35 protein-coding genes are annotated in these 25,442 nt (G+C 58.1%); 32 read left to right on the plus strand and 3 right to left on the minus strand.

The window, feature by feature from the left end; translation table 11 throughout:
- Window positions 1–35: 35 nt before the first annotated feature.
- Window positions 36–1,046 carry a porphobilinogen synthase gene (gene hemB / locus J1777_RS02835; protein ID WP_207574323.1) on the minus strand — a complete coding sequence of 337 codons (1,011 nt, stop codon included), beginning with the start codon at window positions 1,044–1,046 and terminating at the stop codon, window positions 36–38.
- Between the two features lie 280 nt (window positions 1,047–1,326).
- On the opposite strand from hemB, the gene J1777_RS02840 reads away from it, so the two are divergent.
- From J1777_RS02840 to J1777_RS02940, 21 genes are all read left to right on the plus strand, one after another.
- Complete coding sequence (locus J1777_RS02840) at window positions 1,327–1,746, plus strand: CopD family protein (RefSeq protein WP_207574324.1); 420 nt, start codon at window positions 1,327–1,329, stop codon at window positions 1,744–1,746.
- A gap of 21 nt (window positions 1,747–1,767) precedes the next feature.
- On the plus strand, window positions 1,768–2,865 hold the full coding sequence (locus J1777_RS02845) for a VanZ family protein (protein WP_207574407.1): 1,098 nt from the start codon (window positions 1,768–1,770) through the stop codon (window positions 2,863–2,865).
- Between the two features lie 10 nt (window positions 2,866–2,875).
- A complete protein-coding gene (locus tag J1777_RS02850; RefSeq protein ID WP_207574325.1) occupies window positions 2,876–3,238 on the plus strand; it encodes a (2Fe-2S) ferredoxin domain-containing protein in 363 nt (120 codons plus the stop codon).
- Between the two features lie 9 nt (window positions 3,239–3,247).
- Window positions 3,248–3,880, plus strand: coding sequence for an alpha/beta hydrolase (locus tag J1777_RS02855; protein WP_207574326.1), 633 nt, complete (start codon window positions 3,248–3,250; stop codon window positions 3,878–3,880).
- Between the two features lie 52 nt (window positions 3,881–3,932).
- Window positions 3,933–5,102 carry a D-alanyl-D-alanine carboxypeptidase family protein gene (locus J1777_RS02860; protein ID WP_207574327.1) on the plus strand — a complete coding sequence of 390 codons (1,170 nt, stop codon included), beginning with the start codon at window positions 3,933–3,935 and terminating at the stop codon, window positions 5,100–5,102.
- 141 nt (window positions 5,103–5,243) lie between these two features.
- Complete coding sequence (gene rpsL, locus J1777_RS02865) at window positions 5,244–5,621, plus strand: 30S ribosomal protein S12 (protein ID WP_012202325.1); 378 nt, start codon at window positions 5,244–5,246, stop codon at window positions 5,619–5,621.
- 186 nt (window positions 5,622–5,807) lie between these two features.
- Entirely contained in the window at window positions 5,808–6,281 is a 474-nt protein-coding gene (gene rpsG, locus J1777_RS02870; protein ID WP_207574328.1) for a 30S ribosomal protein S7, read from the plus strand.
- Window positions 6,282–6,430: 149 nt separating this feature from the next.
- Window positions 6,431–8,539, plus strand: a complete 2,109-nt coding sequence (gene fusA, locus J1777_RS02875) for an elongation factor G (RefSeq protein WP_207574329.1) — start codon at window positions 6,431–6,433, stop codon at window positions 8,537–8,539.
- Between the two features lie 171 nt (window positions 8,540–8,710).
- On the plus strand, window positions 8,711–9,901 hold the full coding sequence (tuf, locus tag J1777_RS02880; RefSeq protein WP_207574330.1) for an elongation factor Tu: 1,191 nt from the start codon (window positions 8,711–8,713) through the stop codon (window positions 9,899–9,901).
- Window positions 9,902–9,926: 25 nt separating this feature from the next.
- Window positions 9,927–10,238, plus strand: coding sequence for a 30S ribosomal protein S10 (gene rpsJ, locus J1777_RS02885; RefSeq protein ID WP_207574331.1), 312 nt, complete (start codon window positions 9,927–9,929; stop codon window positions 10,236–10,238).
- 202 nt (window positions 10,239–10,440) lie between these two features.
- Entirely contained in the window at window positions 10,441–11,115 is a 675-nt protein-coding gene (gene rplC, locus J1777_RS02890) for a 50S ribosomal protein L3 (protein WP_207574332.1), read from the plus strand.
- A complete protein-coding gene (gene rplD, locus J1777_RS02895) occupies window positions 11,115–11,738 on the plus strand; it encodes a 50S ribosomal protein L4 (RefSeq protein ID WP_207574333.1) in 624 nt (207 codons plus the stop codon). The genes rplC and rplD overlap by 1 nt, the downstream gene beginning before the upstream one ends.
- On the plus strand, window positions 11,735–12,049 hold the full coding sequence (gene rplW, locus J1777_RS02900) for a 50S ribosomal protein L23 (protein WP_207574334.1): 315 nt from the start codon (window positions 11,735–11,737) through the stop codon (window positions 12,047–12,049). The genes rplD and rplW overlap by 4 nt, the downstream gene beginning before the upstream one ends.
- 3 nt (window positions 12,050–12,052) lie before the next feature.
- The gene (rplB, locus tag J1777_RS02905) at window positions 12,053–12,877 is read left to right on the plus strand and encodes a 50S ribosomal protein L2 (RefSeq protein ID WP_207574335.1); all 825 of its coding nucleotides are present in this window, start codon (window positions 12,053–12,055) and stop codon (window positions 12,875–12,877) included.
- Between the two features lie 10 nt (window positions 12,878–12,887).
- The gene (rpsS, locus tag J1777_RS02910; RefSeq protein ID WP_207574336.1) at window positions 12,888–13,163 is read left to right on the plus strand and encodes a 30S ribosomal protein S19; all 276 of its coding nucleotides are present in this window, start codon (window positions 12,888–12,890) and stop codon (window positions 13,161–13,163) included.
- 9 nt (window positions 13,164–13,172) lie between these two features.
- Entirely contained in the window at window positions 13,173–13,505 is a 333-nt protein-coding gene (gene rplV, locus J1777_RS02915; RefSeq protein WP_207574337.1) for a 50S ribosomal protein L22, read from the plus strand.
- Between the two features lie 15 nt (window positions 13,506–13,520).
- Window positions 13,521–14,381: a 30S ribosomal protein S3 gene (gene rpsC / locus J1777_RS02920; RefSeq protein WP_207574338.1), complete on the plus strand. Its 861-nt coding sequence runs from the start codon at window positions 13,521–13,523 to the stop codon at window positions 14,379–14,381.
- A gap of 2 nt (window positions 14,382–14,383) precedes the next feature.
- On the plus strand, window positions 14,384–14,800 hold the full coding sequence (gene rplP / locus J1777_RS02925) for a 50S ribosomal protein L16 (protein WP_207574339.1): 417 nt from the start codon (window positions 14,384–14,386) through the stop codon (window positions 14,798–14,800).
- Window positions 14,801–14,811: 11 nt separating this feature from the next.
- Window positions 14,812–15,012: a 50S ribosomal protein L29 gene (gene rpmC / locus J1777_RS02930; protein ID WP_207574340.1), complete on the plus strand. Its 201-nt coding sequence runs from the start codon at window positions 14,812–14,814 to the stop codon at window positions 15,010–15,012.
- Window positions 15,013–15,021: 9 nt separating this feature from the next.
- Window positions 15,022–15,291 (plus strand): 30S ribosomal protein S17, encoded by a 270-nt coding sequence (gene rpsQ / locus J1777_RS02935; RefSeq protein WP_207574341.1) that lies wholly within the window; start codon window positions 15,022–15,024, stop codon window positions 15,289–15,291.
- A 100-nt stretch (window positions 15,292–15,391) separates the two neighbouring features.
- Window positions 15,392–15,895, plus strand: coding sequence for a peroxiredoxin (locus J1777_RS02940; protein WP_207574342.1), 504 nt, complete (start codon window positions 15,392–15,394; stop codon window positions 15,893–15,895).
- 54 nt (window positions 15,896–15,949) lie between these two features.
- Here the strand turns inward: J1777_RS02940 and J1777_RS02945 are convergent, their stop codons facing one another.
- Entirely contained in the window at window positions 15,950–16,396 is a 447-nt protein-coding gene (locus J1777_RS02945) for a GNAT family N-acetyltransferase (protein ID WP_207574408.1), read from the minus strand.
- Between the two features lie 168 nt (window positions 16,397–16,564).
- Window positions 16,565–17,068: a TlpA family protein disulfide reductase gene (locus tag J1777_RS02950; protein WP_207574343.1), complete on the minus strand. Its 504-nt coding sequence runs from the start codon at window positions 17,066–17,068 to the stop codon at window positions 16,565–16,567.
- A gap of 147 nt (window positions 17,069–17,215) precedes the next feature.
- On the opposite strand from J1777_RS02950, the gene J1777_RS02955 reads away from it, so the two are divergent.
- The 11 genes from J1777_RS02955 (at window position 17,216) to rpsN (ending at window position 25,427) form a co-directional block, all read left to right on the plus strand.
- Window positions 17,216–17,788 (plus strand): hypothetical protein, encoded by a 573-nt coding sequence (locus J1777_RS02955; RefSeq protein ID WP_207574344.1) that lies wholly within the window; start codon window positions 17,216–17,218, stop codon window positions 17,786–17,788.
- A gap of 26 nt (window positions 17,789–17,814) precedes the next feature.
- Window positions 17,815–18,222, plus strand: coding sequence for a PTS sugar transporter subunit IIA (locus J1777_RS02960; protein ID WP_207574345.1), 408 nt, complete (start codon window positions 17,815–17,817; stop codon window positions 18,220–18,222).
- Between the two features lie 21 nt (window positions 18,223–18,243).
- On the plus strand, window positions 18,244–18,513 hold the full coding sequence (locus J1777_RS02965; protein ID WP_207574346.1) for an HPr family phosphocarrier protein: 270 nt from the start codon (window positions 18,244–18,246) through the stop codon (window positions 18,511–18,513).
- Between the two features lie 33 nt (window positions 18,514–18,546).
- Window positions 18,547–20,298 carry a phosphoenolpyruvate--protein phosphotransferase gene (ptsP, locus tag J1777_RS02970; RefSeq protein ID WP_207574347.1) on the plus strand — a complete coding sequence of 584 codons (1,752 nt, stop codon included), beginning with the start codon at window positions 18,547–18,549 and terminating at the stop codon, window positions 20,296–20,298.
- Window positions 20,299–20,475: 177 nt separating this feature from the next.
- Window positions 20,476–21,045 carry a Dps family protein gene (locus J1777_RS02975; RefSeq protein ID WP_207574348.1) on the plus strand — a complete coding sequence of 190 codons (570 nt, stop codon included), beginning with the start codon at window positions 20,476–20,478 and terminating at the stop codon, window positions 21,043–21,045.
- A gap of 236 nt (window positions 21,046–21,281) precedes the next feature.
- Window positions 21,282–22,643, plus strand: a complete 1,362-nt coding sequence (locus tag J1777_RS02980) for a porin (RefSeq protein WP_242700352.1) — start codon at window positions 21,282–21,284, stop codon at window positions 22,641–22,643.
- A gap of 115 nt (window positions 22,644–22,758) precedes the next feature.
- A complete protein-coding gene (gene ubiA / locus J1777_RS02985; protein WP_207574350.1) occupies window positions 22,759–23,649 on the plus strand; it encodes a 4-hydroxybenzoate octaprenyltransferase in 891 nt (296 codons plus the stop codon).
- 212 nt (window positions 23,650–23,861) lie between these two features.
- Entirely contained in the window at window positions 23,862–24,230 is a 369-nt protein-coding gene (rplN, locus tag J1777_RS02990) for a 50S ribosomal protein L14 (RefSeq protein ID WP_207574351.1), read from the plus strand.
- A 12-nt stretch (window positions 24,231–24,242) separates the two neighbouring features.
- Window positions 24,243–24,563 (plus strand): 50S ribosomal protein L24, encoded by a 321-nt coding sequence (gene rplX, locus J1777_RS02995; protein WP_207574352.1) that lies wholly within the window; start codon window positions 24,243–24,245, stop codon window positions 24,561–24,563.
- A gap of 10 nt (window positions 24,564–24,573) precedes the next feature.
- Window positions 24,574–25,113, plus strand: a complete 540-nt coding sequence (gene rplE / locus J1777_RS03000) for a 50S ribosomal protein L5 (protein ID WP_207574353.1) — start codon at window positions 24,574–24,576, stop codon at window positions 25,111–25,113.
- Window positions 25,114–25,121: 8 nt separating this feature from the next.
- Window positions 25,122–25,427 carry a 30S ribosomal protein S14 gene (gene rpsN, locus J1777_RS03005; RefSeq protein ID WP_207574354.1) on the plus strand — a complete coding sequence of 102 codons (306 nt, stop codon included), beginning with the start codon at window positions 25,122–25,124 and terminating at the stop codon, window positions 25,425–25,427.
- Window positions 25,428–25,442: the final 15 nt, after the last annotated feature.

A 25,442-nucleotide genomic window follows, 5' to 3' on the forward strand; every position in this document is an offset into this window, starting at 1 on the left:
AGTGCTATTTAAATAACAGTAACGCAGGCAGCGGCTTACTGCCCCCGCAGCCGCTTGGCCGCGTCGATGGCAAAGTAGGTCAGGATGCCGTCGGCCCCGGCACGTTTGAAGGCCAGCAGGCTTTCCAGCATCACCGCATCGTGGTCGAGCCAGCCGTTGGCGGCAGCGGCTTTGAGCATGGCGTACTCGCCCGACACTTGGTAGGCAAAGGTGGGCACCTTGAACTCGTCTTTCACGCGGCGCACCACGTCCAGGTAGGGCATACCGGGCTTGACCATCACCATGTCCGCGCCTTCGGCAATGTCCAGCGCCACTTCGCGCAGGGCTTCGTCGGTGTTGGCGGGGTCCATCTGGTACACGTTTTTGTCGGCCTTGCCCAGGGCGCCGCGCGTGCCCACGGCATCGCGGAACGGGCCGTAAAAGCTGCTGGCGTACTTGGCGCTGTAGGCCATGATGCGCGTGTGGATGTGGCCGTGCGCCTCCAGCGCGTCGCGGATGGCGGCAATGCGCCCGTCCATCATGTCGCTGGGCGCGACCATATCGACACCGGCAGCCGCCTGCGCCAGCGCCTGGGCCACCAGCATCTCGACGGTGTCGTCGTTGATGATGTAGCCGCTCTCGTCCAAGATGCCGTCCTGGCCGTGGCTGGTGTAGGGGTCCAGGGCCACGTCGGTCATGATGCCCAGTTCAGGGCATTCTTTTTTCAGGGCGCGCACCACGCGCGGGATCAGGCCGTTGGGGTTGGCCGCTTCTTGGCCATCGGGGGTTTTCAGGCTGGGGTCGATGGCCGGAAACAGCGCCATGTAGGGGATGCCCAGGGCCACGCATTCGCGCGCCACGTCCAGCAGCAAATCGAGCGACAGGCGCTCCACGCCGGGCATGGAGGGCACGGCTTCGCGGCGGTTTTCGCCTTCGTGGACGAACACCGGGTAGATGAAATCGTGCGCCGACAGGCGGTGCTCGCGCACCAGGTTGCGGGTAAAGGCATCGCGGCGCAGGCGGCGCGGGCGGTTGGCGGGGAAGGGAGTGGGGTTGGATAAGTGCATGGGCGTTGATTGTGCCGCGCCTGGCGGTCTTGGGGATAGTCCCCTCCCGGCGGCCTTGTCCCGGCTGTTAGATTGGCCCGCGAGAGCAGCTTGGCTGCCCTCCCTGCTTGACCTCCCTGAGCGGGCCTTGGGCAACCAAGGGTTTCTGCGCCCGGCCTTTGGCCGGGCTTTTTTTCGCGCATGCGGCTGTGGCTGCGCGGCGCAGGCGGGCGATGGGCCGGTGTGCAGTGTGGGGTGCGGCGTGCCCAGGTTTTGCCGGGGCACGTACACTGCGGACCCTATGTTATGGGTCAAAGCTTTTCATATCGTTTTTGTGGCCAGCTGGTTTGCTGGCTTGTTTTATTTGCCGCGCATTTACGTCAATTTGGCGATGGTGCCGCCGGGCTCGGTGGCCGAGCGTGAGCGGCTCTTGCTGATGTCACGCAAGCTGTTGCGCTTTACCACCTTGTTGGCCGTTCCGGCGGTTGGCTTGGGGCTGTGGCTGTGGCTGCAGTGGTGGTGGGGGGCCACGGGTTGGCTGCACGCCAAGCTGGTGTTGGTGCTGGTCACCATCGGCTACCACTGGGTGTGTGCCCGCATGCTGCGCCGCATTGAGGCAGGGCAGTCGATGCGCAGCCATGTGTGGTACCGCTGGTTCAACGAGCTGCCGGTGCTGCTGCTGACCGTGGTCGTCATTTTGGTGGTGGTCAAGCCGTTTTAAACCCGGGGCACACCGGCCATGCTGCATAAATCTTCTGCCTGGCCGTTGGCGCTGCTGTATGCGGCCTTGATTGTGTTTGCCAGCCTGTACCCGTTTGCTGGCTGGCGTGATCAAGAGCTGGTGTGGTGGGCTGTGTTCACCCAGCCGCTGCCGCCCCAGTATTGGACGGGGTTTGACGTGGGCAGCAACATCGCCGGCTACCTGCCCCTGGGCTTTTTGCTGGGCTTGGGCATGGTGCGCTCAGGCTGGCCGCGCGGGGCGGTGCTGCTGGCGCTGGGGGTTGGCAGTGCCTTGTCGCTGGGCATGGAGGTGCTGCAGCTGTACCTGCCCCGGCGCGTGCCCTCGAATCTGGATTGGCTGCTCAACAGCGCCGGTGCTGCGCTGGGCGGGGCGCTGGCCTGGCTGCTGCACTGGGCCGGGGGGGTGCAGCGCTGGACGGATTTTCGCCAGCGCTGGCTGGGGCAGGGCGATGCGGGTGGGATTGCCTTGCTGCTGTTGTGGCCCTGGGCGCTGCTGTTTCCGGCGGCCATTCCTTTGGGGCTGGGGCAGGTCTTGCCGCACCTGGAAGCGGGCTTGGCCCGGTGGCTGCAAGGCTCGGCATTCAGTGCGTGGCTGCCGTTGCGCTCTGCGCCGGAGCAGGCTTTAACCCCTTTGGGTTATCTATTTTGCGTAGCTGTTGGCGCTTTAATACCATGCTTATTGATGAATTTATTGGTTAAATCATCGGTAAAACGTGCGGTTGCAGCTCCTTTTTTTATAACTATTGGCGTGGGTGTCACGGCGCTGTCCTGCGCTTTGGGCTACGGGCCCAACAACGCCTGGGCGTGGCTTAGCCGCCCTGCGGCCTTGGGCTTGGTGGTGGGATTGGGGCTGGCGGTGCTGTTGGCCGTGCTGCCCTGGCGCTGGAGTGCGGTGGTGGCCTTGCTGGGGCTGGCGCTGCAATTGAGCCTGCTCAACCAAGCGCCGCAAAGTGCCTACTTTGCCCAAACCTTGCAGCTGTGGGAGCAGGGGCGGTTTGTGCAGTTCTATGGCCTGGGGCAGTGGCTGGGCTGGCTCTGGCCGTATGCCCTGCTGGTGTATGTGGCGGCGCGGCTGACCCGGCGCAGTGAGCCTCTTTAGAATCGGCCGCATGACCAACGCTGCCCCTTCTGAAACCACCCCCGTTGCTGCTTACTATGAGCGGCATATTTTTTTCTGCCTGAACGAGCGCCCCAATGGCGAAGATTGCTGCAGCCTGCACGGTGCCAAAGCCGGGTTTGACCACTGCAAACGCGCCGTACAAGCCGCCGGTTTGGCCGGCAAAGGCCAGGTGCGTGTAAACAAAGCCGGTTGCTTAGACCGCTGCGCGGCCGCCCCGGTCTGCGTGGTCTATCCCGAAGGCGTGTGGTACAGCTTTATCGATGAATCTGACATCGACGAGATTGTTGAATCCCACCTCAAAAATGGCCGCATCGTGGAACGCTTGCGCATCCCTGAGCACCTGGGCCGCTAAGCCATGCAAATGATCGCGCAAACCGAAAAAATCACCCTCGATGGCATGGTTGGCCCGGTGGAGGCGGTGCGCAACCGCCCAGCGGGCAGCGCCAAAGGGGTCGCCGTGGTGGCCCACCCCCATCCCCTGTACGGCGGCACCATGCACAACAAAGTCGTGCAAACCCTTACCCGCGCCCTGGTGCAGGCCGATTGGGAGGTGGTGCGCTTTAACTTTCGCGGGGTCGGTGCCAGTGTGGGCGAGCACGATGGGGGCCGGGGCGAGCTGCAAGACCTGCTTGCCATCGTGCAACAGGTCGCGCCGCACGGGCCGTTGGCCCTGGCGGGTTTTTCGTTTGGCGCTTTTGTCACCACCCATGCGGTGCAAGCGCTGTGGTCGCCCGAGCGCCTGCAAAAAATTGTATTGGTGGGAACTGCGGCCAGCCGTTTCGATCCAGCCCCTGTGCCGCCCCAGGCGCACGAGCGCACCCTGGTGCTGCATGGTGAGCAAGACGACACCGTGCCCCTGGCCAGCGTGCTCGATTGGGCCCGGCCCCAAGTGCTGCCGGTGACGGTGGTGCCCGGCGGCGAGCACTTTTTTCATGGGCAACTGCCCTTGCTCAAATCGCTGGTGCTGCGCCATTTGCTCAGCCCGGTTTTGTGACCGCTTTTTCCTAACCACGGCCTGCACCCGCAGGCCTTGTTGTTTTCCTCCGATGACTGCTTTGAAAAAATATTTCCGTACCCTTTTGTGCGCTGCCGCTTTGACCCCCGTATGGGCTGGGGCCCAGGTAGCAAGTTTGCCGCCGCCAGAAATTGCGGCCCGCAATTACATGCTGGTGGACGTAACGGCCAACCAGGTGCTGGCCTCCAAGGATGTGGATGCACAAATCGAGCCGGCCTCGCTGACCAAACTGATGACCGGCTACCTGGTGTTTGATGCCCTGCGCACGCAAAAACTCACCCTGGAGCAGCGCCTGCCCGTCAGTGAGCGGGCCTGGAAAATGCCCGGCTCGCGCATGTTCATCGACCCCAAGATGCAGGTGCCCGTGGATGACCTGATCAAAGGCATGATCGTCCAGTCCGGCAACGATGCCACCATGGCCCTGGCCGAAGGGGTGGGCGGCACACTAGAAAACTTTGTGCGCCTGATGAACGAGCAGGCCAAAGCCCTGGGCATGACTGGCACCACCTATCGCAACCCCGAGGGCCTGACCGAACCCGGTCACCTGACCACGGCGCGCGATCTGTCGATTCTGGCCATGCGCTTGATGCGTGACTTTCCGCAATACATGCACTACTACAAGATCAAGGACTACCGCTACGAAGGCACCCCGGCCGCCAACAGTAAAAACCGCAACACCTTGCTGTTTCGCGACCCCAGTGTGGATGGCCTGAAAACCGGTCACACCAACGCGGCGGGCTATTGCCTGGTCGCCACGGCGCAGCGGGACATGCCCCAGGTGGGCGGGCGGCGTTTGCTCTCGATTGTGCTGGGCACCACCAGCGAAAACGCGCGTGCCAATGAGAGCCAAAAACTGCTCAATTGGGGCTACACCGCCTATGACGCAGTCAAATTGTTTGAGGCTGGCCAAGCGATGGAAGATGCGCTCCTCTGGAAAGGCAGCCAAAGCAGCGTCAAACTGGGGCGCGAAGCCGCCACGGTGGTCACCGTGCCCTCGGGCAGCAGCGGCCAACTGAGCACGCGCATTGAGCGCCAAGACCCGCTGATTGCCCCCATTGCCAAAGGCCAGCAGATCGGTACTTTGCATGTGCAACTGGGAACGGAGACGCTGGCCCAGCTGCCCGTTTTTGCCTTGGAAGAAGTGCCAGAAGGTGGCTTCTTTCGCCGCGTCTGGGATGCCATTCGCTTGTGGATTCGGTAATTGGCTTTGGGTTTAAATTCACAGACACTTGCACCAAATTTTTTGGACTGCTATATTTACGGGCTTTTCGGAATTTTCCGAAGGGTTTCACGTTTGCGCTTTTTAAAGCGCTTCATGTTTTCACGTTGAGGGACGCTATACATGCCAACCATTAACCAACTCGTGCGCCAGGGCCGCACGGTCGAAGTTGTTAAATCCAAAAGCCCTGCTATGGAAAACTGCCCCCAGCGCCGTGGCGTGTGCACCCGTGTGTACACCACGACGCCCAAGAAGCCTAACTCCGCTTTGCGTAAGGTTGCCAAAGTGCGCCTGACCAACGGTTTTGAGGTCATCTCTTACATCGGCGGTGAAGGCCACAACCTGCAAGAGCACAGCGTGGTGCTGGTGCGCGGCGGTCGTGTTAAAGACTTGCCTGGTGTGCGTTACCACATCGTGCGCGGTTCGCTGGACCTGCAAGGCGTGAAAGACCGCAAGCAGTCGCGCTCCAAATACGGTGCCAAGAAGCCCAAGGCCAAGTAATCCCTGGCCCACAGGTTTTAAAAAATTTTCGGTGCTGTTTTGCCGCAAAAAGCGTGACCTGCGTGGCGCGGTAACAGCGTAGTGGCCCTAACGTACATGGTGTGCGCGGGTCGAGTAAGTAAGAATTCTGCTGGATTCTTGCGGTGCCTGAAATGGTGCCAACTGAAGCAAAGATAGAGGTGAAAAATGCCACGTCGTCGCGAAGTCCCTAAACGTGAAATCCTGCCGGATCCTAAATTCGGTAACGTCGAGCTGTCCAAATTCATGAACGTGATCATGGAAGGCGGCAAAAAAGCAGTTGCCGAGCGCATCATTTACGGCGCTCTGGAACTGATCGAGAAAAAACAGCCCGAGAAAAACGCTCTGGAAGTGTTTATCACCGCTGTGAACAACGTCAAACCCATGGTCGAGGTGAAGTCCCGCCGTGTCGGTGGTGCCAACTACCAAGTGCCCGTGGAAGTGCGCCCCGTGCGTCGCCTGGCGCTGTCCATGCGCTGGCTCAAAGAAGCTGCCCGCAAGCGCAGCGAAAAGTCCATGGCCCAGCGCCTGGCCAACGAGCTGATGGAAGCCACCGAAGGCCGTGGCGGTGCCATGAAAAAGCGTGACGAAGTGCACCGCATGGCCGAAGCCAACAAGGCCTTCAGCCACTTCCGCTTCTAAAGCCTTGGCCTCTGGGGCCCGAAGAGGTCGCCCGCAAATCCTTGCTGGCGACCTTGTTCAGGTTCTAGGGATACCCTTTGCAGCTGCTGCTAAACAAGTGCCATCTGCACTGTAGGCAACAGCTTTCCTTTGATCATCAAGGATCCATCATGGCTCGCAAAACCCCTATTAGCCGCTACCGCAATATCGGTATCTCGGCCCACATTGACGCAGGTAAAACCACCACGTCTGAACGCATCCTGTTTTACACCGGCGTGACCCACAAGCTGGGCGAAGTGCACGACGGCGCTGCCACCACCGACTGGATGGAGCAAGAGCAAGAGCGCGGTATCACCATTACGTCCTCGGCCGTGACCTGCTTCTGGAAGGGCATGGACATGTCCCGCCCTGAGCACCGCATCAACATTATTGACACCCCCGGCCACGTGGACTTCACCATCGAGGTGGAGCGCTCCATGCGTGTGCTGGACGGTGCCGTGATGGTGTACTGCGCTGTGGGTGGCGTGCAGCCCCAGTCCGAAACTGTGTGGCGCCAAGCCAATAAACACAAAGTGCCGCGTCTGGCCTTTGTGAACAAAATGGACCGTACCGGTGCTAACTTCTTCAAAGTTGTCGATCAGATGAAGCTGCGCCTGAAGGCCAACCCCGTGCCAATCGTCGTGCCCATTGGTGCGGAAGATAACTTTGAAGGCGTGGTGGACCTGCTCAAGATGAAAGCCATCATCTGGGACGATGCCAGCCAAGGCATGAAGTTCGAATACGGTGAGATTCCTGCCAACTTGGTGGAAACCTGCAACAAGTGGCGCGAAAACATGGTGGAAGCGGCTGCTGAAGCCAACGAAGATCTGATGAACAAGTACCTGGAAGAAGGTGACTTGTCCGAAGAAGAGATTTTGGCGGGTCTGCGTCAGCGCACCATTGCCACCGAAATCCAGCCCATGCTGTGCGGTACGGCCTTTAAAAACAAAGGCGTGCAGCGCATGCTGGACGCGGTTCTGGACCTGCTGCCTGCGCCGACCGACATCCCTGACGTGGCCGGTACCGACCCCGACGATGAAGAAAAGCGCATCACCCGCAAGGCCGACGACGCTGAGAAATTCTCTGCGCTGGCCTTCAAGCTGATGACCGACCCCTTTGTGGGCCAGCTGACCTTTGTGCGCGTCTATTCGGGCGTGCTGACCAAAGGTGAGACCGTGCTGAACGCCACCAAAGGCAAAAAAGAGCGCATTGGCCGTATCGTGCAGATGCACGCCAACGAGCGCCAAGAAGTCGATGAAATTCGCGCCGGTGACATCGCCGCTTGCGTGGGCCTGAAAGACGTGACCACGGGCGAGACCCTGTGCGACGTGTCCGCTCCCATCGTGCTGGAAAAAATGGTGTTCCCTGAGCCTGTGATTGCCCAGGCCGTCGAGCCCAAAACCAAGGCCGACCAAGAGAAGATGGGCATTGCCCTGTCGCGCTTGGCGGCAGAAGACCCGTCTTTCCGCGTACGCACCGACGAAGAATCGGGCCAGACCATCATCGCCGGTATGGGCGAGCTGCACCTGGACATCATCATCGACCGCATGAAGCGCGAGTTCAACGTGGAAGCCAACGTGGGCAAGCCCCAAGTGGCCTACCGCGAAACCATTCGCAACACCGTCAAGGATGTGGATGGCAAGTTCGTGCGCCAGTCCGGTGGTAAAGGCCAGTACGGCCACGTGGTGTTCCGCCTGGAGCCGAACGAAGCTGGCAAAGGCTTTGAGTTCCTGGACGAAATCAAAGGCGGTGTGGTGCCGCGCGAATACATCCCTGCTGTGCAAAAGGGTGTGGAAGAGGCCCTGACCAGCGGCGTGCTGGCTGGCTACCCGGTGGTGGACGTGAAGGTTGCACTGACCTTCGGTTCTTACCACGATGTGGACTCGTCCGAGCAGGCGTTCAAGATGGCCGCCATCTTTGGTTTCAAAGAGGCTGCACGCAAAGCCAACCCCGTCATCCTGGAGCCCATGATGGCCGTGGAAGTGGAAACCCCCGAAGACTACGCCGGCACGGTGATGGGCGATTTGTCCAGCCGTCGCGGCATGGTGCAGGGCATGGACGACATGGTCGGTGGCGGCAAAGCCATCAAGGCGGAGGTGCCCCTGTCCGAGATGTTTGGTTATGCCACCCAGCTGCGCTCCATGACCCAAGGTCGTGCGACCTACACCATGGAATTCAAGCACTACTCGGAAGCACCGCGCAACGTGGCAGATGCCATTGTGTCGGCCCGCGCTAAATAATAGTGAAATAGGCTGCTAGCGCTTATCCAGTAAGCGTTAGCAGCTATCAATTAGCAAAATATTTTTGCAATCTGCGATTCGGTGCCACCCTGTTGTCCTGTGCAGGGTGAGACAGCAATCGAGTGCAGACGTTAAACCCCACACAGGCGAAGCTCTTTTGGAGAATTTGCAATGGCAAAGGAAAAATTTGAACGGTCGAAGCCCCACGTAAACGTGGGCACCATCGGCCACGTGGACCACGGTAAAACCACGCTGACCGCTGCTTTGGCAACGGTGCTGTCCAAGGCCTTCGGTGGTGAAGCCAAAGACTACTCGCAAATCGACAACGCGCCTGAAGAAAAAGCCCGTGGTATCACCATCAACACCTCGCACGTGGAATACGAAACGGCCACGCGCCACTACGCCCACGTCGATTGCCCCGGCCACGCTGACTATGTGAAAAACATGATCACCGGCGCTGCCCAGATGGACGGTGCTATTTTGGTGTGCTCGGCCGCTGACGGCCCCATGCCCCAGACTCGCGAGCACATCCTGCTGGCCCGCCAAGTGGGCGTGCCTTACATCATCGTGTTCCTGAACAAGTGCGACATGGTCGATGACGAAGAGCTCCTGGAGCTGGTCGAAATGGAAGTGCGCGAGCTGCTGGACAAATACGAATTCCCTGGCGACGACACCCCCATCATCCGTGGCTCGGCCAAGCTGGCCCTGGAAGGCGACCAATCGCCCATCGGTGAAGCGGCTGTGATCAAACTGGCAGAGGCCCTGGACAGCTACATCCCCACGCCTGAGCGTGCTGTGGACGGCGCATTCCTGATGCCTGTGGAAGACGTGTTCTCCATCTCTGGCCGTGGCACCGTGGTGACCGGTCGTATCGAGCGCGGCATCATTAAAGTCGGCGAAGAAATCGAAATCGTCGGTATCAAAGACACCCAGAAAACCACCTGCACGGGCGTCGAAATGTTCCGCAAACTGCTGGACCAAGGCCAAGCCGGTGACAACGTGGGTCTGCTGCTGCGCGGCACCAAGCGTGAAGACGTGGAACGCGGCCAAGTGCTGTGCAAGCCCGGCTCCATCAAGCCGCACACCCACTTCACCGCTGAGGTGTACGTTCTGTCCAAAGACGAAGGTGGCCGTCACACGCCTTTCTTCAACAACTACCGTCCCCAGTTCTACTTCCGTACCACGGACGTTACCGGCTCGATCGAGTTGCCTGCTGACAAAGAAATGGTGATGCCTGGCGACAACGTGTCGATCACCGTCAAGCTGATCGCCCCCATCGCCATGGAAGAAGGCCTGCGCTTTGCTATCCGCGAAGGTGGTCGTACCGTGGGCGCTGGCGTGGTTGCCAAGGTCATTGCTTAATTCTTAGCACAACTAGGAATTAATAATGTCCAAGCAAAAAATCCGTATCCGCCTCAAAGCCTTCGATTACAAGCTGATTGACCAATCGGCCGCTGAAATTGTGGAAACCGCCAAGCGCACTGGCGCGATTGTCAAAGGCCCCGTGCCTTTGCCGACGCGCATGAAGCGTTTTGACGTCCTGCGCTCGCCGCACGTCAATAAGACCAGCCGCGATCAGCTTGAAATCCGCACACACCAGCGCCTGATGGACATCGTCGATCCCACCGATAAAACAGTGGATGCTTTGATGAAGCTCGACCTGCCAGCCGGCGTGGATGTCGAAATCAAGCTGCAATAAAATTTAAATCCTGCCTGAATGGGTGGGATTTGATCAATTTTTTAACGCGAACTTGCTCACTTGGGCAGTTCGCGTTAAAATTCTGTGCTTCGTGTTTTTGCACGAAGTTTCATCAACCTTCTTTCGTGCGCTGGAAGTCTTTTTACTGAGCGCAACGCTGGGCCAATTGCAGTTGCAGCGGCGAAAGTATTGGAGTAATTAAATGAGTCTGAGCAACTCCCTAGGGTTGCTGGGCCGCAAGGTGGGCATGATGCGTCTGTTCACTGATGACGGGGGCGCGATCCCTGTCACAGTGGTGGATGTGTCGAACAACCGCGTGACCCAGGTGAAAACCCAAGAGAATGATGGCTATGTGGCCTTGCAGGTCACGTTTGGTTCGCGCAAAGCTTCGCGCGTGTCCAAGCCAGAAGCTGGCCACCTGGCCAAAGCCGGTGTTGAAGCCGGTGAAATCACCCGCGAATTTCAAGTGACCGAGGAAACTGCTGCCAAGTACGCCGCTGGCGCTACTTTGCCTGTGGCCGATCTGTTTGCTGTGGGCCAAAAAGTGGACGTGCAAGGCACTTCCATCGGTAAAGGTTTTGCGGGCACGATCAAGCGTCACAATTTTGGCGCACAGCGCAATTCGCACGGTAACAGCCGCTCGCACCGCGTACCTGGTTCTATCGGTATGGCACAAGACCCCGGTCGCGTGTTCCCCGGTAAGCGCATGACCGGTCACATGGGTGATGAGACCGTGACCACCCAGAACCTGGATGTGGTGCGCATTGATGAGGCCCGTCAGCTGTTGCTGATCAAGGGTGCCATTCCTGGCTCCAAAGGTGGGTTCGTCTCCGTGCGGCCTGCCATCAAGGCCAAAGCTAGCAAAGGAGCGAACTAATGCAGCTCGAACTCCTGAATGAACAGGGTCAAACCGCAGCGCAAATCGATGCGCCTGAGACTGTTTTTGGTCGTGCTTACAACGAAGACCTGATTCACCAATTGGTTACGGCTTACCGTGCCAATGGCCGTCAAGGCACGCGTGCCCAGAAAGACCGCCAGCAGGTTAAGCACTCGACCAAAAAGCCCTTCAAGCAAAAAGGTACGGGTAACGCCCGTGCTGGTATGACCTCTTCTCCGCTGTGGCGTGGGGGCGGACGTATTTTCCCGAACCTGCCAGAAGAAAACTTCACGCAGAAAATCAACAAAAAGATGTACCGCGCTGGTATGGCTGCCATTTTCTCGCAGCTGGCCCGTGAAGGTCGTCTGGTCGTGGTTGAGTCGCTCAAAGTTGATTCGCCCAAGACCAAGGTGCTGGCCGATAAGTTCAAGGCCATGAACCTGCAATCGTCGGTGATGGTGATCGCTGAAGAAGTGGACGAAAATCTGTACTTGGCCTCGCGCAACTTGAAGAATGTCTTCGTGGTTGAGCCGCGCTATGCAGACCCCGTCTCGCTGATCCAATTCAAGAAAGTGCTCGTCACCAAGGGCGCAATCGACAAACTCCAGGAGATGTTCGCATGAATGCCCCCAAGTTTGACGAAGGTCGTCTGATGCAGGTGTTGGTTGCTCCTATCGTGTCCGAAAAAGCCACGATGGTCGCTGAAAAATCCAATGCCGTAACTTTTAAAGTGCTGCAAAACGCCACCAAACCTGAGATCAAAGCTGCTGTTGAGCTGCTGTTCAAGGTCGAAGTTAAAGGCGTTTCCGTAGTGAACACCAAAGGCAAGACCAAGCGCTTTGGCAAGACCGTAGGCCGCCGCGACAATGTGCGCAAGGCTTATGTGCTGCTCAAAGAGGGTCAAGAGCTGAACCTGTCTGGGGAGGCTGCGTAAACCATGGCTGTGATTCAAATTAAACCGACTTCGCCTGGCCGTCGTGGCATGGTGAAAGTTACGCGTGACCACCTGCACAAGGGTGATGCTTACGCCCCGCTGCTGGAGCCGCAATTCCAGAAAGCTGGTCGTAACAACAACGGTCACATCACCACCCGTCACAAGGGCGGTGGCCACAAGCACCACTACCGCGTAGTGGACTTCAAGCGCAACAAGGACGGTATCCCCGCCAAGGTTGAGCGCATTGAGTACGACCCCAACCGTACGGCCCACATCGCTTTGGTGTGCTATGCCGATGGTGAGCGTCGCTACATCATTGCCCCCCGTGGTTTGGAAGTGGGTGCGACAATTCTGAGCGGTGCAGAAGCCCCGATCCGCGTTGGTAGCACCATGCCGATTCGCAACATTCCGGTGGGTTCGACCATTCACTGCATCGAACTGAAAATCGGCGCTGGTGCGCAGTTGGCCCGTTCCGCTGGCGCCTCGGCAACGCTGCTGGCCCGTGAAGGCACATACGCCCAAGTGCGTATGCGTTCTGGCGAAGTGCGTCGGATTCATATCGAGTGCCGCGCCACGATTGGTGAAGTGTCCAACGAAGAGCACAGCCTGCGCCAGTTGGGTAAAGCTGGTGTGAAGCGCTGGATGGGTATTCGCCCCACCGTTCGCGGTATGGTGATGAACCCGGTCGATCACCCGTTGGGTGGTGGTGAAGGTCGTGTCAAGGGTGGTCGCCATCCTGTTGACCCATGGGGTAACTTGACCAAAGGCTACCGCACCCGTAACAACAAGCGCACACAAAACATGATTGTGTCGCGTCGTAAAAAGTAAGGGGTAGCCAATGACACGCTCTATTAAAAAGGGTCCATTTGTTGACCATCACTTGCAGGCTAAAGTGGAAAAGGCGGTTGCCGGTAAGGACAAACGTCCTGTTAAAACCTGGTCGCGTCGTTCCATGGTGTTGCCCGATTTCATCGGTTTGACCATTGCCGTGCACAACGGTAAGCAACACGTGCCCGTGTACATCACCGACCAAATGGTAGGTCACAAGTTGGGCGAATTTGCTCTGACGCGTACCTTCAAAGGTCACCCTGCCGACAAGAAGGCCAAGAAATAAGGAATGAACATGTCTGAAACACGTGCTGTTCTCCGTGGCGTGCGCTTGTCGGTAGACAAGGGCCGCTTGGTAGCCGATCTGATCCGTGGCAAGCAAGTGGATCAAGCTCTGAACATCTTGACGTTCACGCAGAAAAAAGCTGCTGGTATCGTTAAAAAAGTGCTGGAGTCCGCCATTGCCAACGCCGAGCACAACGATGGCGCTGATATCGACGATCTGAAGGTCAAGACCATCTTCGTCGAACAAGGCACCACGCTCAAGCGTTTCACCGCCCGCGCCAAAGGCCGTGGCAACCGTATCAGCAAGCCCACCTGCCACATCTACGTGACCGTGGGTAACTAAAAGGCCAGAAAGACTATGGGACAGAAAATCCATCCTACCGGCTTTCGCCTTGCTGTAAGCCGCAACTGGGCTAGCCGTTGGTACGCCAGCAATCGTGACTTCGCCGGCATGCTGGCCGAAGACATCAAAGTGCGCGAGTACCTGAAGGCCAAGTTGAAAAATGCCGCCGTTTCGCGCGTCGTGATTGAGCGTCCTGCCAAAAATGCTCGCATCACCATTTTCTCGGCGCGTCCGGGTGTGGTGATCGGCAAAAAAGGCGAGGACATCGAGAACCTGAAAAAGGAACTCGCAACCCGTCTGGGTGTGCCGGTCGCTGTGAATATCGAAGAAGTGCGCAAGCCTGAAACCGATGCCAAGCTGATCGCCGACTCCATCTGCCAGCAGCTGGAAAAGCGCATTCAGTTCCGTCGGGCCATGAAGCGTGCGATGCAAAACGCCATGCGTCTGGGTGCTCAAGGCATCAAGATCATGTCTTCGGGCCGCTTGAACGGTATCGAAATTGCCCGCACTGAGTGGTACCGCGAAGGCCGCGTGCCGCTGCACACGCTGCGTGCTGACATCGACTATGGCTTCTCTGAAGCCCACACCACCTACGGCGCGATTGGCGTGAAGGTCTGGGTGTACAAAGGCGACACCCTGGGTCGTGGCGATCTGCCGGTCGTGGAAACCCCGCGTGAAGATGAGCGTCGCCCTCGCCGCGATGGCCGTCGTGATGGTCGCCGTGATGGTGACCGTCGTGGTGGTGGCGGTGGTGCTCGCCGCCCCGTTGGTACCAATGCCGCCCCTGCTGATGGCAGCGATAAACCCGCTGTGGCAGTGGATTCCGTTAAGCGCGTGAACGCGCCCGCTACAGCGGCGGACGGTCAAGGAGAATAAACATGCTGCAACCCGCACGCCGTAAGTTCCGCAAGGAACACAAAGGCCGCAACACCGGTATTGCCACCCGTGGCAATGAAGTGTCGTTTGGCGACTTTGGCCTGAAATCCACAGACCGTGGCCGTCTGACTGCTCGTCAGATTGAAGCTGCGCGTCGCGCGATTTCGCGCCACGTTAAACGTGGTGGCCGTATCTGGATCCGCGTCTTCCCGGACAAGCCTATCTCTACCAAGCCCGCCGAAGTGCGGATGGGTAACGGTAAAGGCAACCCCGAGTACTACGTGGCTGAGATCCAGCCCGGCAAGGTCATCTACGAAATCATGGGTGTACCTGAAGAGCTGGCTCGCGAAGCGTTCCGCCTGGCTGCGGCCAAGCTGCCGCTGCGTACCACTTTCGTGACCCGTCACATTGGTGCTTAAGGAGAATCAACATGACTAATAAAGCTGCTGAACTCCGCGCCAAAGACGAGGCTGCCCTGAAAGAGGAAGTGAAATCCTTGCAAAAGGCTCACTTTGCCCTGCGCATGCAAAAAGCTACGCAACAGCTGGGCAATACGACCACGCTGAAGACCACGCGCCGCGATATCGCTCGTGCCAAAACCATTCTTGCTCAAAAGCAAGCCGCCAAGTAAGGAGCCGACATGACGGAAGCTAAACCATCCCTCAAGCGCACCTTGGTTGGCAAGGTTGTAAGCGATAAACGCACTAAAACCGTGACAGTTCTGGTGGAACGCCGTGTGATGCACCCCATCTACGGCAAGATCATGATCAAGTCCAGCAAGTACCATGCTCACGATGAGAACAATGAGTACAAACTGGGCGATACCATTGAGATCACTGAAAGCCGCCCGCTGTCCAAAACCAAGAATTGGGTGGCTACCCGCTTGGTGCAAAAAGCTGCTCTGGTGTAATCGAAGGTTGCACTAAAGTAAGCTAAGGCCTTAAGGTCTTATAAAGCGACTCACAATGTGAGTCGCTTTTTTTATTTCCCAATTTCGAAAGGAAAACACCATGATTCAAATTGGTGATGCGCTGCCTGCTTGCACTTTGATGGAGTATGTTGAAGTGCCGGGCGATGGCTGCAGCATTGGCCCCAATCCTGTGGCCCTGCCTGCTGCTTTGCAAGGCAAAACAATTGCCTTGTTTGCTGTGCCTGGGGCGTTTACGCCGACCTGCTCAGAAACCCATTTGCCCGGTTTTGTGGCCCAGGCAGATGCGTTTAAAGCCGCCGGTGTGGATGAGATTTGGTGTGTAGCCGTGAACGATGCCTTTGTCATGGGGGCGTGGGGCCGCCAGCAGCAGGTAGCAGGCAAGGTGCGCATGCTGGCCGATGGCGATGCTGTGTTTGCCAAAGCGACCGGGCTTACGCTGGATTTAACCGGTAAAGGTTTGGGTTTGCGCTCGGCACGTTATTCCATGCTGGTGCGTGATGGCAAGGTGGCGCAGTTGAATGTTGAAAACGGTGCGGGGCTCTCCGTAAGTGATGCCGCAACCTTGCTGGCCCAGATTCAATAATCAATAAAAAAGTAGCTGCTAACGCTTGCCTGTTAAGCGTTAGCAGCTCTTTTTTTATAAAAAAATATCGGCTTTCAGGTAATGGCTGCCTTCAATCGGGCTGTGGTAGTAGGGCGGAATTTCTTCAAACCCCAGTTCCGCGTAGAGGGCGCGTGCCGCCTCCATGTCATCCAGCGTATCAAGCAGTACGCTGGCGTAACCTGCCAAGCGGGCAACATCCAAAATTTTCTCGGCCAAGTGCCGCCCTAAGCCAAAGCCTCGAAAGGCCTTGCGGACATACAGGCGTTTCATTTCTGCGGCGTTGGGGTAGTCCGACGCATCCAAGGGCCGCAAAGCGCAGCAGCCTGCCGGGCAGCCATCGACCCAAGCCAACAGCACGGCCCCGCGTGGGGGGGCATATTCGCCAGGCAGGGTGGCGATTTCTTGCTCGAAATCTTGAAACCCGAGGTCGATGCTCAAGTCGGCGGCGTACTCTTGAAACAGGGTGCCGAGCAGCTGCATCTCTTGTGCTGTGACCGCGTGGCGGATGTCGAAAAGGGGGATGTCCTCGGGCAAGGTCGTAGTCGCAAAAGGTCTGGAACGTGGGGCAGTTTACTGGTTGCGGGTTGGGCTGCGATCAATACCCCTGCAGCGCGGGCAGGGATCTTGCGGTAGCCACTTGGTGGCAGTCTATGTCTCGGCCAATAGTTTTTCAATCAGCTGGTGCAGCTCGGAAAAGTTGGGCGCTCCCACATAGGTTTTGACGATTTCGCCACGCTTATTGACCAAGTAAGTGGTGGGCGTGATTTTGATATCGCCCCAGGCTTTGGCGACTGCGCCGGTGTTGTCCAAGGCAACTTTAAAGGGCAGCTGGCGCGATTGCGCGTAGTTCAGGACATATTGCGGCGGGTCGTACTGCATGGCCACGGCCACGGTGTCAAAACCTTGATTTTGGTATTTGTTGTAGGTGGCGACGATGTCTGGCATTTCGGCCACACAGGTGGTGCAGCTGGTGGCCCAAAAATTAACCAGGGTGACCTTGCCTTCAAATGCTTTGGTGTGGGTGGTGCTACCGTCCAGCAATACAAATTCAGAAGCAGGAGCCGCTTGTCTGGCTGAATTAAAGTAAACGTAAGCCCCAAAAATTACGAAAACAGAGAGGATGATGCTAGCAATTAAACGAGAGGTTTTCATGGCATGAATTGTGCCCCGGTTCAAAGCCCGGGGCAGAGGGGGCGCAGTGGGTTGTTGGTCATTCTGGTCGCTGATGGCGGTTATGGAGTGCTATGGCACGGGAAAGTTCGCCCTAGCGCGCAGCCAAACGGTGTCAATAATGTAGGCATGCATACATTCATTCAAATTTTACGCAGTGGGATGCTGGGGGGGCTGGTGTTGTTGTTGCTGGGCTGTGGGCCAGACCAGCAGGAGTTGCCGTGGCGCCAAGTGCAGCTGGCGGAGGTCAAACTGCGCGTTGATTTTCCCTGTGAGCCTGAAGTTGGGCGTACCAAAGTTGATTTTGGTATGGGCGATGGCCCGGTGCTGGTCAGCATGATGGGGTGCGATGCGGTGGATTCCACTTATGCGCTTTCCGATTGGGTGCTCGAGGATGCCAGCCGTGCGGATGAGGCCTTGGCGTTTTGGCAAGCGGCGGCGCTGACCAAGCTTAAAGCGGTGGATGGGAAAAATAGCAAGAGTGGAGCCCCCTTTATTCCGGATGGAGCCATGGCACTGTCGCGCTCGATACAGGCCACGGTTGAAGGTGAAGGCCCCTCGGGCTGGGTGATGACCACCCACGGTGTGTGGTTTGCCCGGCAAGAAGGCGATTCAGCGCGGATTATTCATGCCGTGATTTATTCGCCCAAGCCCAACCACGAAGTGGCGCAACGGTTTTTTGGCAGTCTGGTGCTGGAATAATCCAAAGGATGGTGAATAACTGCCCTATGACTGATTCCCTTGCCTTCGGCCATGTGGTGCTGGTTGCCCATGCGCCCCTGGCCAGTGCCCTGCTGGCCTGTGCTGCCCATGTGTTTCCTGAGGCGCTGAGCTTTGTGCATGCACTTGATATTCCTGCGGATGAGCCCCCGGAGGCCAGCTTGGCCCGGGTCCAGGCGTTGCACTCGTCCAATGGGCTGGAGCGTTGCCTAGTCCTGACGGATGTGCTGGGGGCCACGCCGTGCAATATTGCCGTGCGCTGGGCCCAAACTGCAGGCTGGCCGGTGCTGGCCGGGGTGAATGTGCCCATGTTGCTGCGCGCTATTGCGTATCGGCATGAGGCCGGGGCAGCGTGGGTGCAGCGGGCCGTCGATGGCGGGCACAACGGTATTGCCTTGCCTGGTGCGGCCCGTTAAATGTTGGGCGATAAGAAAATTATGCAAACACAAGAAATTACCATCGTAAATAAATTGGGCTTGCACGCCCGTGCTTCGGCCAAGCTGACCAAATTGGCCGGTAGCTTTCAGTGCGATGTCTGGATGAGCAAAGGCCAGCGGCGCGTCAATGCCAAAAGCATCATGGGGGTGATGATGCTGGCTGCCGGGCTGGGCTCCCAAGTGGTGCTTGAGACCGATGGGCCTCAAGAAACGGAGGCGTTGCAGGCATTGGTCGCCTTGATTGAAGATAAATTTGGCGAAGGCGAGTAAGCCTTTGCCAGCCGATCAGCCCAAGGAGCGGGTATGAGTTTTTCCCTGCACGGTTTGGCCGTAGCCCGAGGCATTGCGATTGGGCAAGCGGTGGTGGTGACCAATAGCCGCACAGAAGTTAGGCGTTACTTTATTGAGCCTGCTCAGGTGGAGTCCGAGCTGGCCCGCGTCCGTGCGGCGCGTGATGCCGTGGTGGCCGAGTTGCAGCACCTGGTGCAAGACCTGCCAGCCGATACGCCGCCTGAGCTGGGTGCCTTGCTGGAAGTGCACCTGATGCTGCTGCAAGATGAGTTGCTCACAGGCGGCGTTCGCCAGTGGATTACCGAGCGGCTGTACAACGCTGAATGGGCGCTGCTCACCCAGCTGGAACAGGTGGCGCGGCAGTTCGACGAAATGGAAGACGACTACCTGCGCGAGCGCAAAGCGGATTTGGAACAGGTGGTCGATCGCGTGCTGCGTTATATGCATGGGCAAGAGCTGTTGCAGCAGCCCAAGGGCCAGCTTTCCCCGCAAGCGAGTTTGGCCGATGGGGCGGACGCGCCGCCCTTGATCCTGGTGGCCCAAGACCTGTCGCCGGCCGACATGCTGCAATTTAAGCGCAGCGTGTTCGCCGGGTTTGTCACCTCGGTCGGGGGCAAAACCAGCCACACCGCGATTGTGGCCCGCAGCATGGATATTCCTGCCGTGGTGGGCGCGCGGGCCGCCCACCAGCTAATTCGCCAGGATGATTGGCTCATTGTCGATGGCGATGCGGGGGTGGTGCTGGTCGATCCCTCCCCGGCGATGATTGAGGAATACCGTTTCCGCCAGCGCCAAGTGGCTTTAGAGCGCAGCCGTTTGGCCCGCTTGCGCCACACGCCGGCCATTACCCGCGATGGTGTGGTGATTGAACTGCTGGCCAATATTGAACAGCCTGCCGATGCGGCCGCCGCCGTGCAAGCCGGGGCGGAAGGGGTTGGGCTGTTTCGCAGTGAATTTTTATTCATGGGACGCGCTGGCCAGCTGCCGGATGAAGAGGAGCAGTACCAAGCGTACCGGCAGGCGGTTGAGGGGATGCAGGGGCGGCCCTTAACGATTCGCTCTATCGACATTGGGGCCGATAAACCGTTGGAAAAGCACGGGCGCGATGTATTTTTAAACCCCGCCTTGGGCTTGCGGGCGATTCGTTGGAGCCTGGCCGAGCCGGCGATGTTTCGCACCCAGCTGCGGGCCATTTTGCGGGCGGCCGCGCATGGCCCGGTGCGCCTGATGTTTCCGATGCTGGCCCATCGGCAGGAGATTTTGCAAACCCTGGCCCAGGTGGCCCAGGCGCGGCAAGAGCTGCAGGCCAAAGGCCATCGATTCGGGCCGGTGCAATTGGGGGCCATGATTGAAGTGCCGGCCGCGGCCATCATGGTGGACTACTTTTTGCAGCACTTTGATTTTTTATCGATTGGCACTAACGACCTCATCCAGTACACCTTGGCCATTGACCGTGCCGATGAAGCCGTGGCCCATTTGTACGACCCCTTGCACCCGGCGGTCTTGCAGCTGGTGGCGCAAGTGATAGCGGCGGGGCAGGCCGCTGGCAAGCCCGTGTGCGTGTGTGGTGAAGTGGCGGGCGATGTGAGCATGATTCGGCTGCTCTTGGGCATGGGGTTGCGCAGTTTTTCCATGCATCCCGCCCAGTTGTTGGCCGTCAAACAAGAGGTGCTGCGCGCCGATACCCGCAAACTGGCCCCCTGGGCAGCCCAGGTGTTGCGCGCTGACCACCCTGCAGAGGTATTGGCCCACGAGGTGGCGTAGGCAAGCACGAGATGCACGACGGCTACGAAGGTGCTAAATACCTAGTGGAGTATCCTTGTTTCAAGCTGATATTACAGTTAAAAAGTGCTTAAATTCATATAAATAAAGCGCAAGCAGCTATAGTTATTTTTGTGCGTTGCATGGTGCAGCGCATTTTCCTCCGGAAAGGCAGTAAGCATGGCAAGCAAATCCACGACAGTCCCCACTAAAAAATCAGCAACGGTCAAACCAGCCAGCAAAACGGCGGCCAAGCCCACCGCATCGCCTCGGGGCTTGGCCATCAACATCGGTATCAGCGACAAAGACCGCGCGGCCATCGCCCAAGGGCTTTCGCACCTGCTGGCCGATACCTACACCCTGTACCTGACCACGCACAACTTCCACTGGAACGTGACGGGCCCCATGTTCAACACCCTGCACACCATGTTCATGGGGCAGTACACCGAGCTATGGAACGCGACCGATCCGATTGCCGAGCGCATCCGCGCCCTGGGTCATCCGGCACCAGGGTCGTACGCTGCGTTTGGCAAACTTTCCTCGTTGCCTGATGCCCCGGCCACCCCGCCCAAGGCGCTGGAGATGGTGCGCATCTTGGTTGAGGGCCATGAAGCCGTCGCCCGCACGGCCCGTGGCATGCTTGACTTGGTTGATGATGCCGATGACGAACCCACCACCGACTTGCTCACCCAGCGCTTGACGGTGCATGAGCAAACGGCCTGGATGCTGCGCTCCCTCCTTGAGGAATAAGCCTCTTTGGTTCCCCCCCTGCCAAGCCCGCCCTGTGCGGGCTTGGTGGTTTTTGCTGCGTTGCAGCATGCACAGATCGGTATTTTCTTCTGCCAAAGTTTGATGCAAGTCCTAAAACCAAGGGCTTTCCAGCGTAAGCAAAAAACAACAAGGTTATTTTTGGCACGGTTGTGCTTTTTAGAATGAATTTGCATTTTGTGACTGAAAGCTAAGGAGACAAACCAATGCAAATGAAAATGAAAACCGTAGTTGTGGCCGCGATGGCGGCATGTGGCATGGGCGCTGCGCTGGCCCAATCCACTCCCAGCAAAGTTGAGCTGTGGGGCGTTGTGGATGCCGCCGTGCGCCACACCACCAACGAAGGCGCAGACAAAAGCGGCCTGACCAAGATGATTGGCGGCGGCATGTCGCAAAGCCGCTTCGGCATCAACGTCGAAGAAGACCTGGGCGGCGGCAGCAAAGCCATTGCCCATCTGGAGCATCGCTTCAACGCCGACACCGGCATGAAGGACGACACCGCCCCCTTCTTCCAGCTGGCCTACGTCGGCCTGCAAGGCCCCTATGGTCGCCTGACCATGGGCCGCCAGTGGAACGTGCTGTTCGATGTGGTGACCAGCACCTACGCTTCCTTTCCGTACTCGCCGTACATGGATGCTTACAAGCCTGAGCTGGGCATGGCCGCTGGTGCGCGTACCAACAACGCTTTGAAATACACCCTGGCCACGCCGGATCGCAAGTGGGTAGGCACGCTGCAGTATTCGTTTGGCGAGAAGAACGACACCTCGTCGGTCGCCAACATGGCATTGCCTGCTTTGGGGGCGGCGACAGGCGGCCAATTGACAGGCGGATCCAATTTGAATCAAGGAATTTTTGCACCCGTTGGCCCTGGTGGCGCTTTAGTGAAAGTGAACACCGTCAAAGGCGTGATTGATGGTGCGGTTGCTAACGCTGCCAACGATCCCAATCCCAATGCACTGAAAAATGCCGTCGAAGACGTCGGCATGGGCGCCATGAAAACCTTTGGCGGCTTCCTGCGCTACTCGGCCAACGGGCTGTCTTTGGGTGCTGGCGCCATGCGCACCACCTTGCCTGGCGGCTCTGATCTGGATGCCTACACCCTGGGCGGCTCCTACCGCACCGGCCCCTGGTACTTCAACGCTGGCTATGGCTTGAACAAATACAAGGCCGTGGGTACTGGCACCACTTCTGGTTCTTACATCAACTATCTGGTCGATCGTCAGATCCTGAACAAGATGTGGAGCGGTCAGACGAACGGCGGCTTCTCCGGCGGCTACTTTGAAAATGCTGCCACCAAACGCCAGATGATCAAGCTGGGCTTTGGCTACCAAGCCACCAAACAGTTGAATTTGGGAGCGCACTTTTTCCGCGCCAAACAATCGGGTTCTAGCGATGGCTCGTTCAACGGCAATGCCAATTTCATGATCTTTGCTGCCGACTACGCCTTTAGCAAGCGCACGGATGCCTACGCTGCCATCGACTACACCAAAGTCAGCGGCGGCAAAGGTCTGATCCTGGATGTTGCCAGCCAAGCCCGCAGCCGCACCGGTATCACCATCGGTCTGCGCCACCGCTTCTAAGCCTTACAGCGCTGTACTCCAAGGTCCAACAGCGCCCAGGGACATGCCGCAAGGTGTGTCCCTTTTTTGTTCCCGCCCCTGCACCCAGCCGCCTTTGTGCGCACAATCGGTGCCTATGTCCGTGATTGCACCTTCTTCCCCCCCCGCGCCGCGCTCCCGGCTGGCGCTGTACTTGGATTTGATTCGCTTCAACCGCCCGGCTGGCTGGTTGGTGTTGATTTGGCCAACGCTGACGGCACTGTGGGTGGCTGCCGATGGTTTTCCCGGCTGGCACTTGCTGCTGGTGTTTGGCCTGGGCACGGTGCTGATGCGCAGCGCCGGCTGCACCATCAACGACATTGCTGATCGCAATTTTGACAAGCACGTTAAGCGCACTACGGCCCGCCCCATCACCAGTGGGGAACTGGGTGTGAAAGAGGCCGCCCTGGTCGGGGCCGTGCTGGCGCTGCTTGCCCTGGGCCTGGTGCTGACCACCCGCTGGGAGGCGGTGGCCTGGTCGGTGCCTGCGGTGCTGTTCACCATTCTCTACCCCTACACCAAGCGCTTTTTTGCCATGCCGCAGGCGTTTTTGGGTATTGCATTTAACTTCGGCATCGTCATTGCCTTTGCTGCGGTGGTGGGCGAGGTCGGCAGCACCGCCTGGGTGCTGTGGCTGGCCAATATGTGCATGGTGCTGGCGTACGACACCGAGTACGCCATGGTTGATCGCGACGATGACCTGAAGATCGGCATGAAAACCTCGGCCATCACCCTGGGCCGGTTCGACGTGGCCGGGGTGATGGCATTTTTCATCGTCTGCCTGGGACTGACGGCCTGGGTGCTGCAGCCCTATGGCCTGGGCTGGCCTCTGTGGGGCGGCTTGGGTGTGGCGGCAGCGCAGGTGGTGTGGCATTACACGCTGATCCGCAGCCGCCAGCGGCCTGGCTGCTTTACCGCATTCAGCAAAAGCCACTGGATGGGCGCGGCGTTGTTTGCCGGCGTCGCGCTGGGGTTTGCGCTGCGCTAACGCCGGGTGACCTGGCTTGACGGTTGTTTTTTCTTTTGCCATAATGCAAGGCTTCGTATTAAAAAATGCGAAGAACTATCTGCCCAGCGGGAAGTTTTTCGGAATGGTCCGAAAAATGGACGACGGGCCCAAGACTGACCGGCTGCCAAGTTCAGCCCTTGAGAAGACTCTGGGGCTGCTCGTAACTGCTGGAGCAAGTTGGGAATATTGAAATGATCCAAACAGAATCTCGGTTAGAGGTTGCCGATAACACCGGCGCGAAGTCTGTACAGTGCATTAAAGTGCTGGGCGGTTCGCATCGACGCTATGCCAGTGTTGGTGACATCATCAAGGTGAGTATTAAGGAAGCCGCTCCACGTGGTCGCGTCAAAAAAGGTGACGTGTACAGCGCGGTGGTGGTGCGTACTGCCAAAGGAATCCGTCGTGCAGACGGCTCTTTGGTGAAGTTCGACTCCAATGCCGCCGTGTTGTTGAATGCCAAGCTGGAGCCCATCGGTACCCGTATTTTTGGCCCCGTGACACGTGAACTGCGTACCGAAAAGTTCATGAAGATCGTGTCTTTGGCTCCTGAAGTTCTCTAAAGGAAAAACACTATGAACAAGATTCGCAAAGGCGACGAAGTCATCGTGTTGACCGGTCGTGACAAGGGCAAACGCGGCGTAGTGAGTCTGCGCAAGGATGAGTCCCGCATTGTCGTGGACGGCATCAACCTGGTGAAGAAGCACGTCAAGCCTAATCCTATGAAGGGCACTAACGGCGGTATTGTGGAAAAGGCCATGCCTATTCATCAATCCAACGTGGCTATCTTCAATGCCGCTACTGGCAAGGCTGACCGTGTAGGTATCCAGGTGAATGCAAACGGTGCACGTGTGCGCGTGTTCAAGTCCACCGGTGCCGAAATCAAGACGGCCTAAGGAGTAAGACATGGCACGACTGCAAAAACTGTACCGCGAAAAAATCGCGGCTGAACTGAAAGAAAAGTTCGGCTACACCTCCGTTATGGAAGTACCTCGTCTGAGCAAGATCACCCTGAATATGGGTGTCGGCGAAGCCGTGGCCGACAAAAAGGTGTTGGACCATGCTGTGGCTGACTTGACCAAAATTGCTGGTCAAAAGCCCGTGGTGACCAAGGCCAAAAAAGCTATCGCTGGTTTCAAAATCCGTGAAGGCCAAGCCATTGGCTGCATGGTGACCCTGCGCGGCGTTCAGATGTATGAATTCCTGGACCGTTTCGTGACTGTGGCATTGCCCCGTGTGCGTGACTTCCGTGGTATTTCTGGTCGCTCGTTTGATGGTCGCGGCAACTACAACGTGGGTGTCAAAGAACAGATCATCTTCCCTGAAATCGAATACGACAAAGTGGATGCTCTGCGTGGTCTGAACATCAGCATCACGACGACGGCGAAGACGGACGATGAGTGCAAAGCACTGCTCGCCGCATTCAAATTCCCCTTCAAGAACTGAGGTGGCGCATGGCTAAGAAAGCACTGATCGAGCGCGAACTCAAGCGCGAAAAACTGGCTGCCAAGTACGCTGCCAAATATGCAGAACTGAAGGCGATCGCTGGCGACGCAAAGCGTAGCGACGAAGAGCGCGATGCTGCCCGTCTGGGTCTGCAGAAGCTGCCACGCAATGCCAATCCGACCCGCCAGCGTGCGCGTTGTGAGCTCACGGGTCGTCCTCGTGGCACTTTCCGTCAATTCGGTCTGGGTCGCATCAAGATTCGTGAACTGGCTTTTGCTGGTGACATCCCCGGTGTCACCAAAGCCAGCTGGTAAGCAAGTAGGAGAAAT

Origin of the sequence: Comamonas denitrificans (assembly GCF_017368815.1) — a bacterium.
In the GTDB taxonomy this organism is placed as follows: Bacteria; Pseudomonadota; Gammaproteobacteria; order Burkholderiales; family Burkholderiaceae_C; genus Comamonas; species Comamonas denitrificans.

Bases quoted from the DNA above. Each gene is read 5' to 3' on its own strand.
- rplP (WP_207574339.1), top strand. From the start codon at position 14,384: ATGCTGCAACCCGCACGCCGTAAGTTCCGCAAGGAACACAAAGGCCGC.
- rplD (WP_207574333.1), top strand. From the start codon at position 11,115: ATGCAGCTCGAACTCCTGAATGAACAGGGTCAAACCGCAGCGCAAATC.
- J1777_RS02950 (WP_207574343.1), bottom strand. From the start codon at position 17,068: ATGAAAACCTCTCGTTTAATTGCTAGCATCATCCTCTCTGTTTTCGTA.
- rpmC (WP_207574340.1), top strand. From the start codon at position 14,812: ATGACTAATAAAGCTGCTGAACTCCGCGCCAAAGACGAGGCTGCCCTG.
- rpsC (WP_207574338.1), top strand. From the start codon at position 13,521: ATGGGACAGAAAATCCATCCTACCGGCTTTCGCCTTGCTGTAAGCCGC.
- J1777_RS02980 (WP_242700352.1), top strand. From the start codon at position 21,282: ATGAAAACCGTAGTTGTGGCCGCGATGGCGGCATGTGGCATGGGCGCT.
- rpsJ (WP_207574331.1), top strand. From the start codon at position 9,927: ATGTCCAAGCAAAAAATCCGTATCCGCCTCAAAGCCTTCGATTACAAG.
- ptsP (WP_207574347.1), top strand. From the start codon at position 18,547: ATGAGTTTTTCCCTGCACGGTTTGGCCGTAGCCCGAGGCATTGCGATT.
- rplE (WP_207574353.1), top strand. From the start codon at position 24,574: ATGGCACGACTGCAAAAACTGTACCGCGAAAAAATCGCGGCTGAACTG.
- rplW (WP_207574334.1), top strand. From the start codon at position 11,735: ATGAATGCCCCCAAGTTTGACGAAGGTCGTCTGATGCAGGTGTTGGTT.
- J1777_RS02855 (WP_207574326.1), top strand. From the start codon at position 3,248: ATGATCGCGCAAACCGAAAAAATCACCCTCGATGGCATGGTTGGCCCG.
- ubiA (WP_207574350.1), top strand. From the start codon at position 22,759: ATGTCCGTGATTGCACCTTCTTCCCCCCCCGCGCCGCGCTCCCGGCTG.
- J1777_RS02860 (WP_207574327.1), top strand. From the start codon at position 3,933: ATGACTGCTTTGAAAAAATATTTCCGTACCCTTTTGTGCGCTGCCGCT.
- rplB (WP_207574335.1), top strand. From the start codon at position 12,053: ATGGCTGTGATTCAAATTAAACCGACTTCGCCTGGCCGTCGTGGCATG.
- hemB (WP_207574323.1), bottom strand. From the start codon at position 1,046: ATGCACTTATCCAACCCCACTCCCTTCCCCGCCAACCGCCCGCGCCGC.
- rpsL (WP_012202325.1), top strand. From the start codon at position 5,244: ATGCCAACCATTAACCAACTCGTGCGCCAGGGCCGCACGGTCGAAGTT.
- J1777_RS02955 (WP_207574344.1), top strand. From the start codon at position 17,216: ATGCATACATTCATTCAAATTTTACGCAGTGGGATGCTGGGGGGGCTG.
- J1777_RS02965 (WP_207574346.1), top strand. From the start codon at position 18,244: ATGCAAACACAAGAAATTACCATCGTAAATAAATTGGGCTTGCACGCC.
- rpsN (WP_207574354.1), top strand. From the start codon at position 25,122: ATGGCTAAGAAAGCACTGATCGAGCGCGAACTCAAGCGCGAAAAACTG.
- rpsS (WP_207574336.1), top strand. From the start codon at position 12,888: ATGACACGCTCTATTAAAAAGGGTCCATTTGTTGACCATCACTTGCAG.
- rpsQ (WP_207574341.1), top strand. From the start codon at position 15,022: ATGACGGAAGCTAAACCATCCCTCAAGCGCACCTTGGTTGGCAAGGTT.
- J1777_RS02940 (WP_207574342.1), top strand. From the start codon at position 15,392: ATGATTCAAATTGGTGATGCGCTGCCTGCTTGCACTTTGATGGAGTAT.
- fusA (WP_207574329.1), top strand. From the start codon at position 6,431: ATGGCTCGCAAAACCCCTATTAGCCGCTACCGCAATATCGGTATCTCG.
- J1777_RS02975 (WP_207574348.1), top strand. From the start codon at position 20,476: ATGGCAAGCAAATCCACGACAGTCCCCACTAAAAAATCAGCAACGGTC.
- J1777_RS02960 (WP_207574345.1), top strand. From the start codon at position 17,815: ATGACTGATTCCCTTGCCTTCGGCCATGTGGTGCTGGTTGCCCATGCG.
- tuf (WP_207574330.1), top strand. From the start codon at position 8,711: ATGGCAAAGGAAAAATTTGAACGGTCGAAGCCCCACGTAAACGTGGGC.
- rplV (WP_207574337.1), top strand. From the start codon at position 13,173: ATGTCTGAAACACGTGCTGTTCTCCGTGGCGTGCGCTTGTCGGTAGAC.
- rpsG (WP_207574328.1), top strand. From the start codon at position 5,808: ATGCCACGTCGTCGCGAAGTCCCTAAACGTGAAATCCTGCCGGATCCT.
- J1777_RS02840 (WP_207574324.1), top strand. From the start codon at position 1,327: ATGTTATGGGTCAAAGCTTTTCATATCGTTTTTGTGGCCAGCTGGTTT.
- rplC (WP_207574332.1), top strand. From the start codon at position 10,441: ATGAGTCTGAGCAACTCCCTAGGGTTGCTGGGCCGCAAGGTGGGCATG.
- rplN (WP_207574351.1), top strand. From the start codon at position 23,862: ATGATCCAAACAGAATCTCGGTTAGAGGTTGCCGATAACACCGGCGCG.
- J1777_RS02945 (WP_207574408.1), bottom strand. From the start codon at position 16,396: ATGCAGCTGCTCGGCACCCTGTTTCAAGAGTACGCCGCCGACTTGAGC.
- rplX (WP_207574352.1), top strand. From the start codon at position 24,243: ATGAACAAGATTCGCAAAGGCGACGAAGTCATCGTGTTGACCGGTCGT.
- J1777_RS02850 (WP_207574325.1), top strand. From the start codon at position 2,876: ATGACCAACGCTGCCCCTTCTGAAACCACCCCCGTTGCTGCTTACTAT.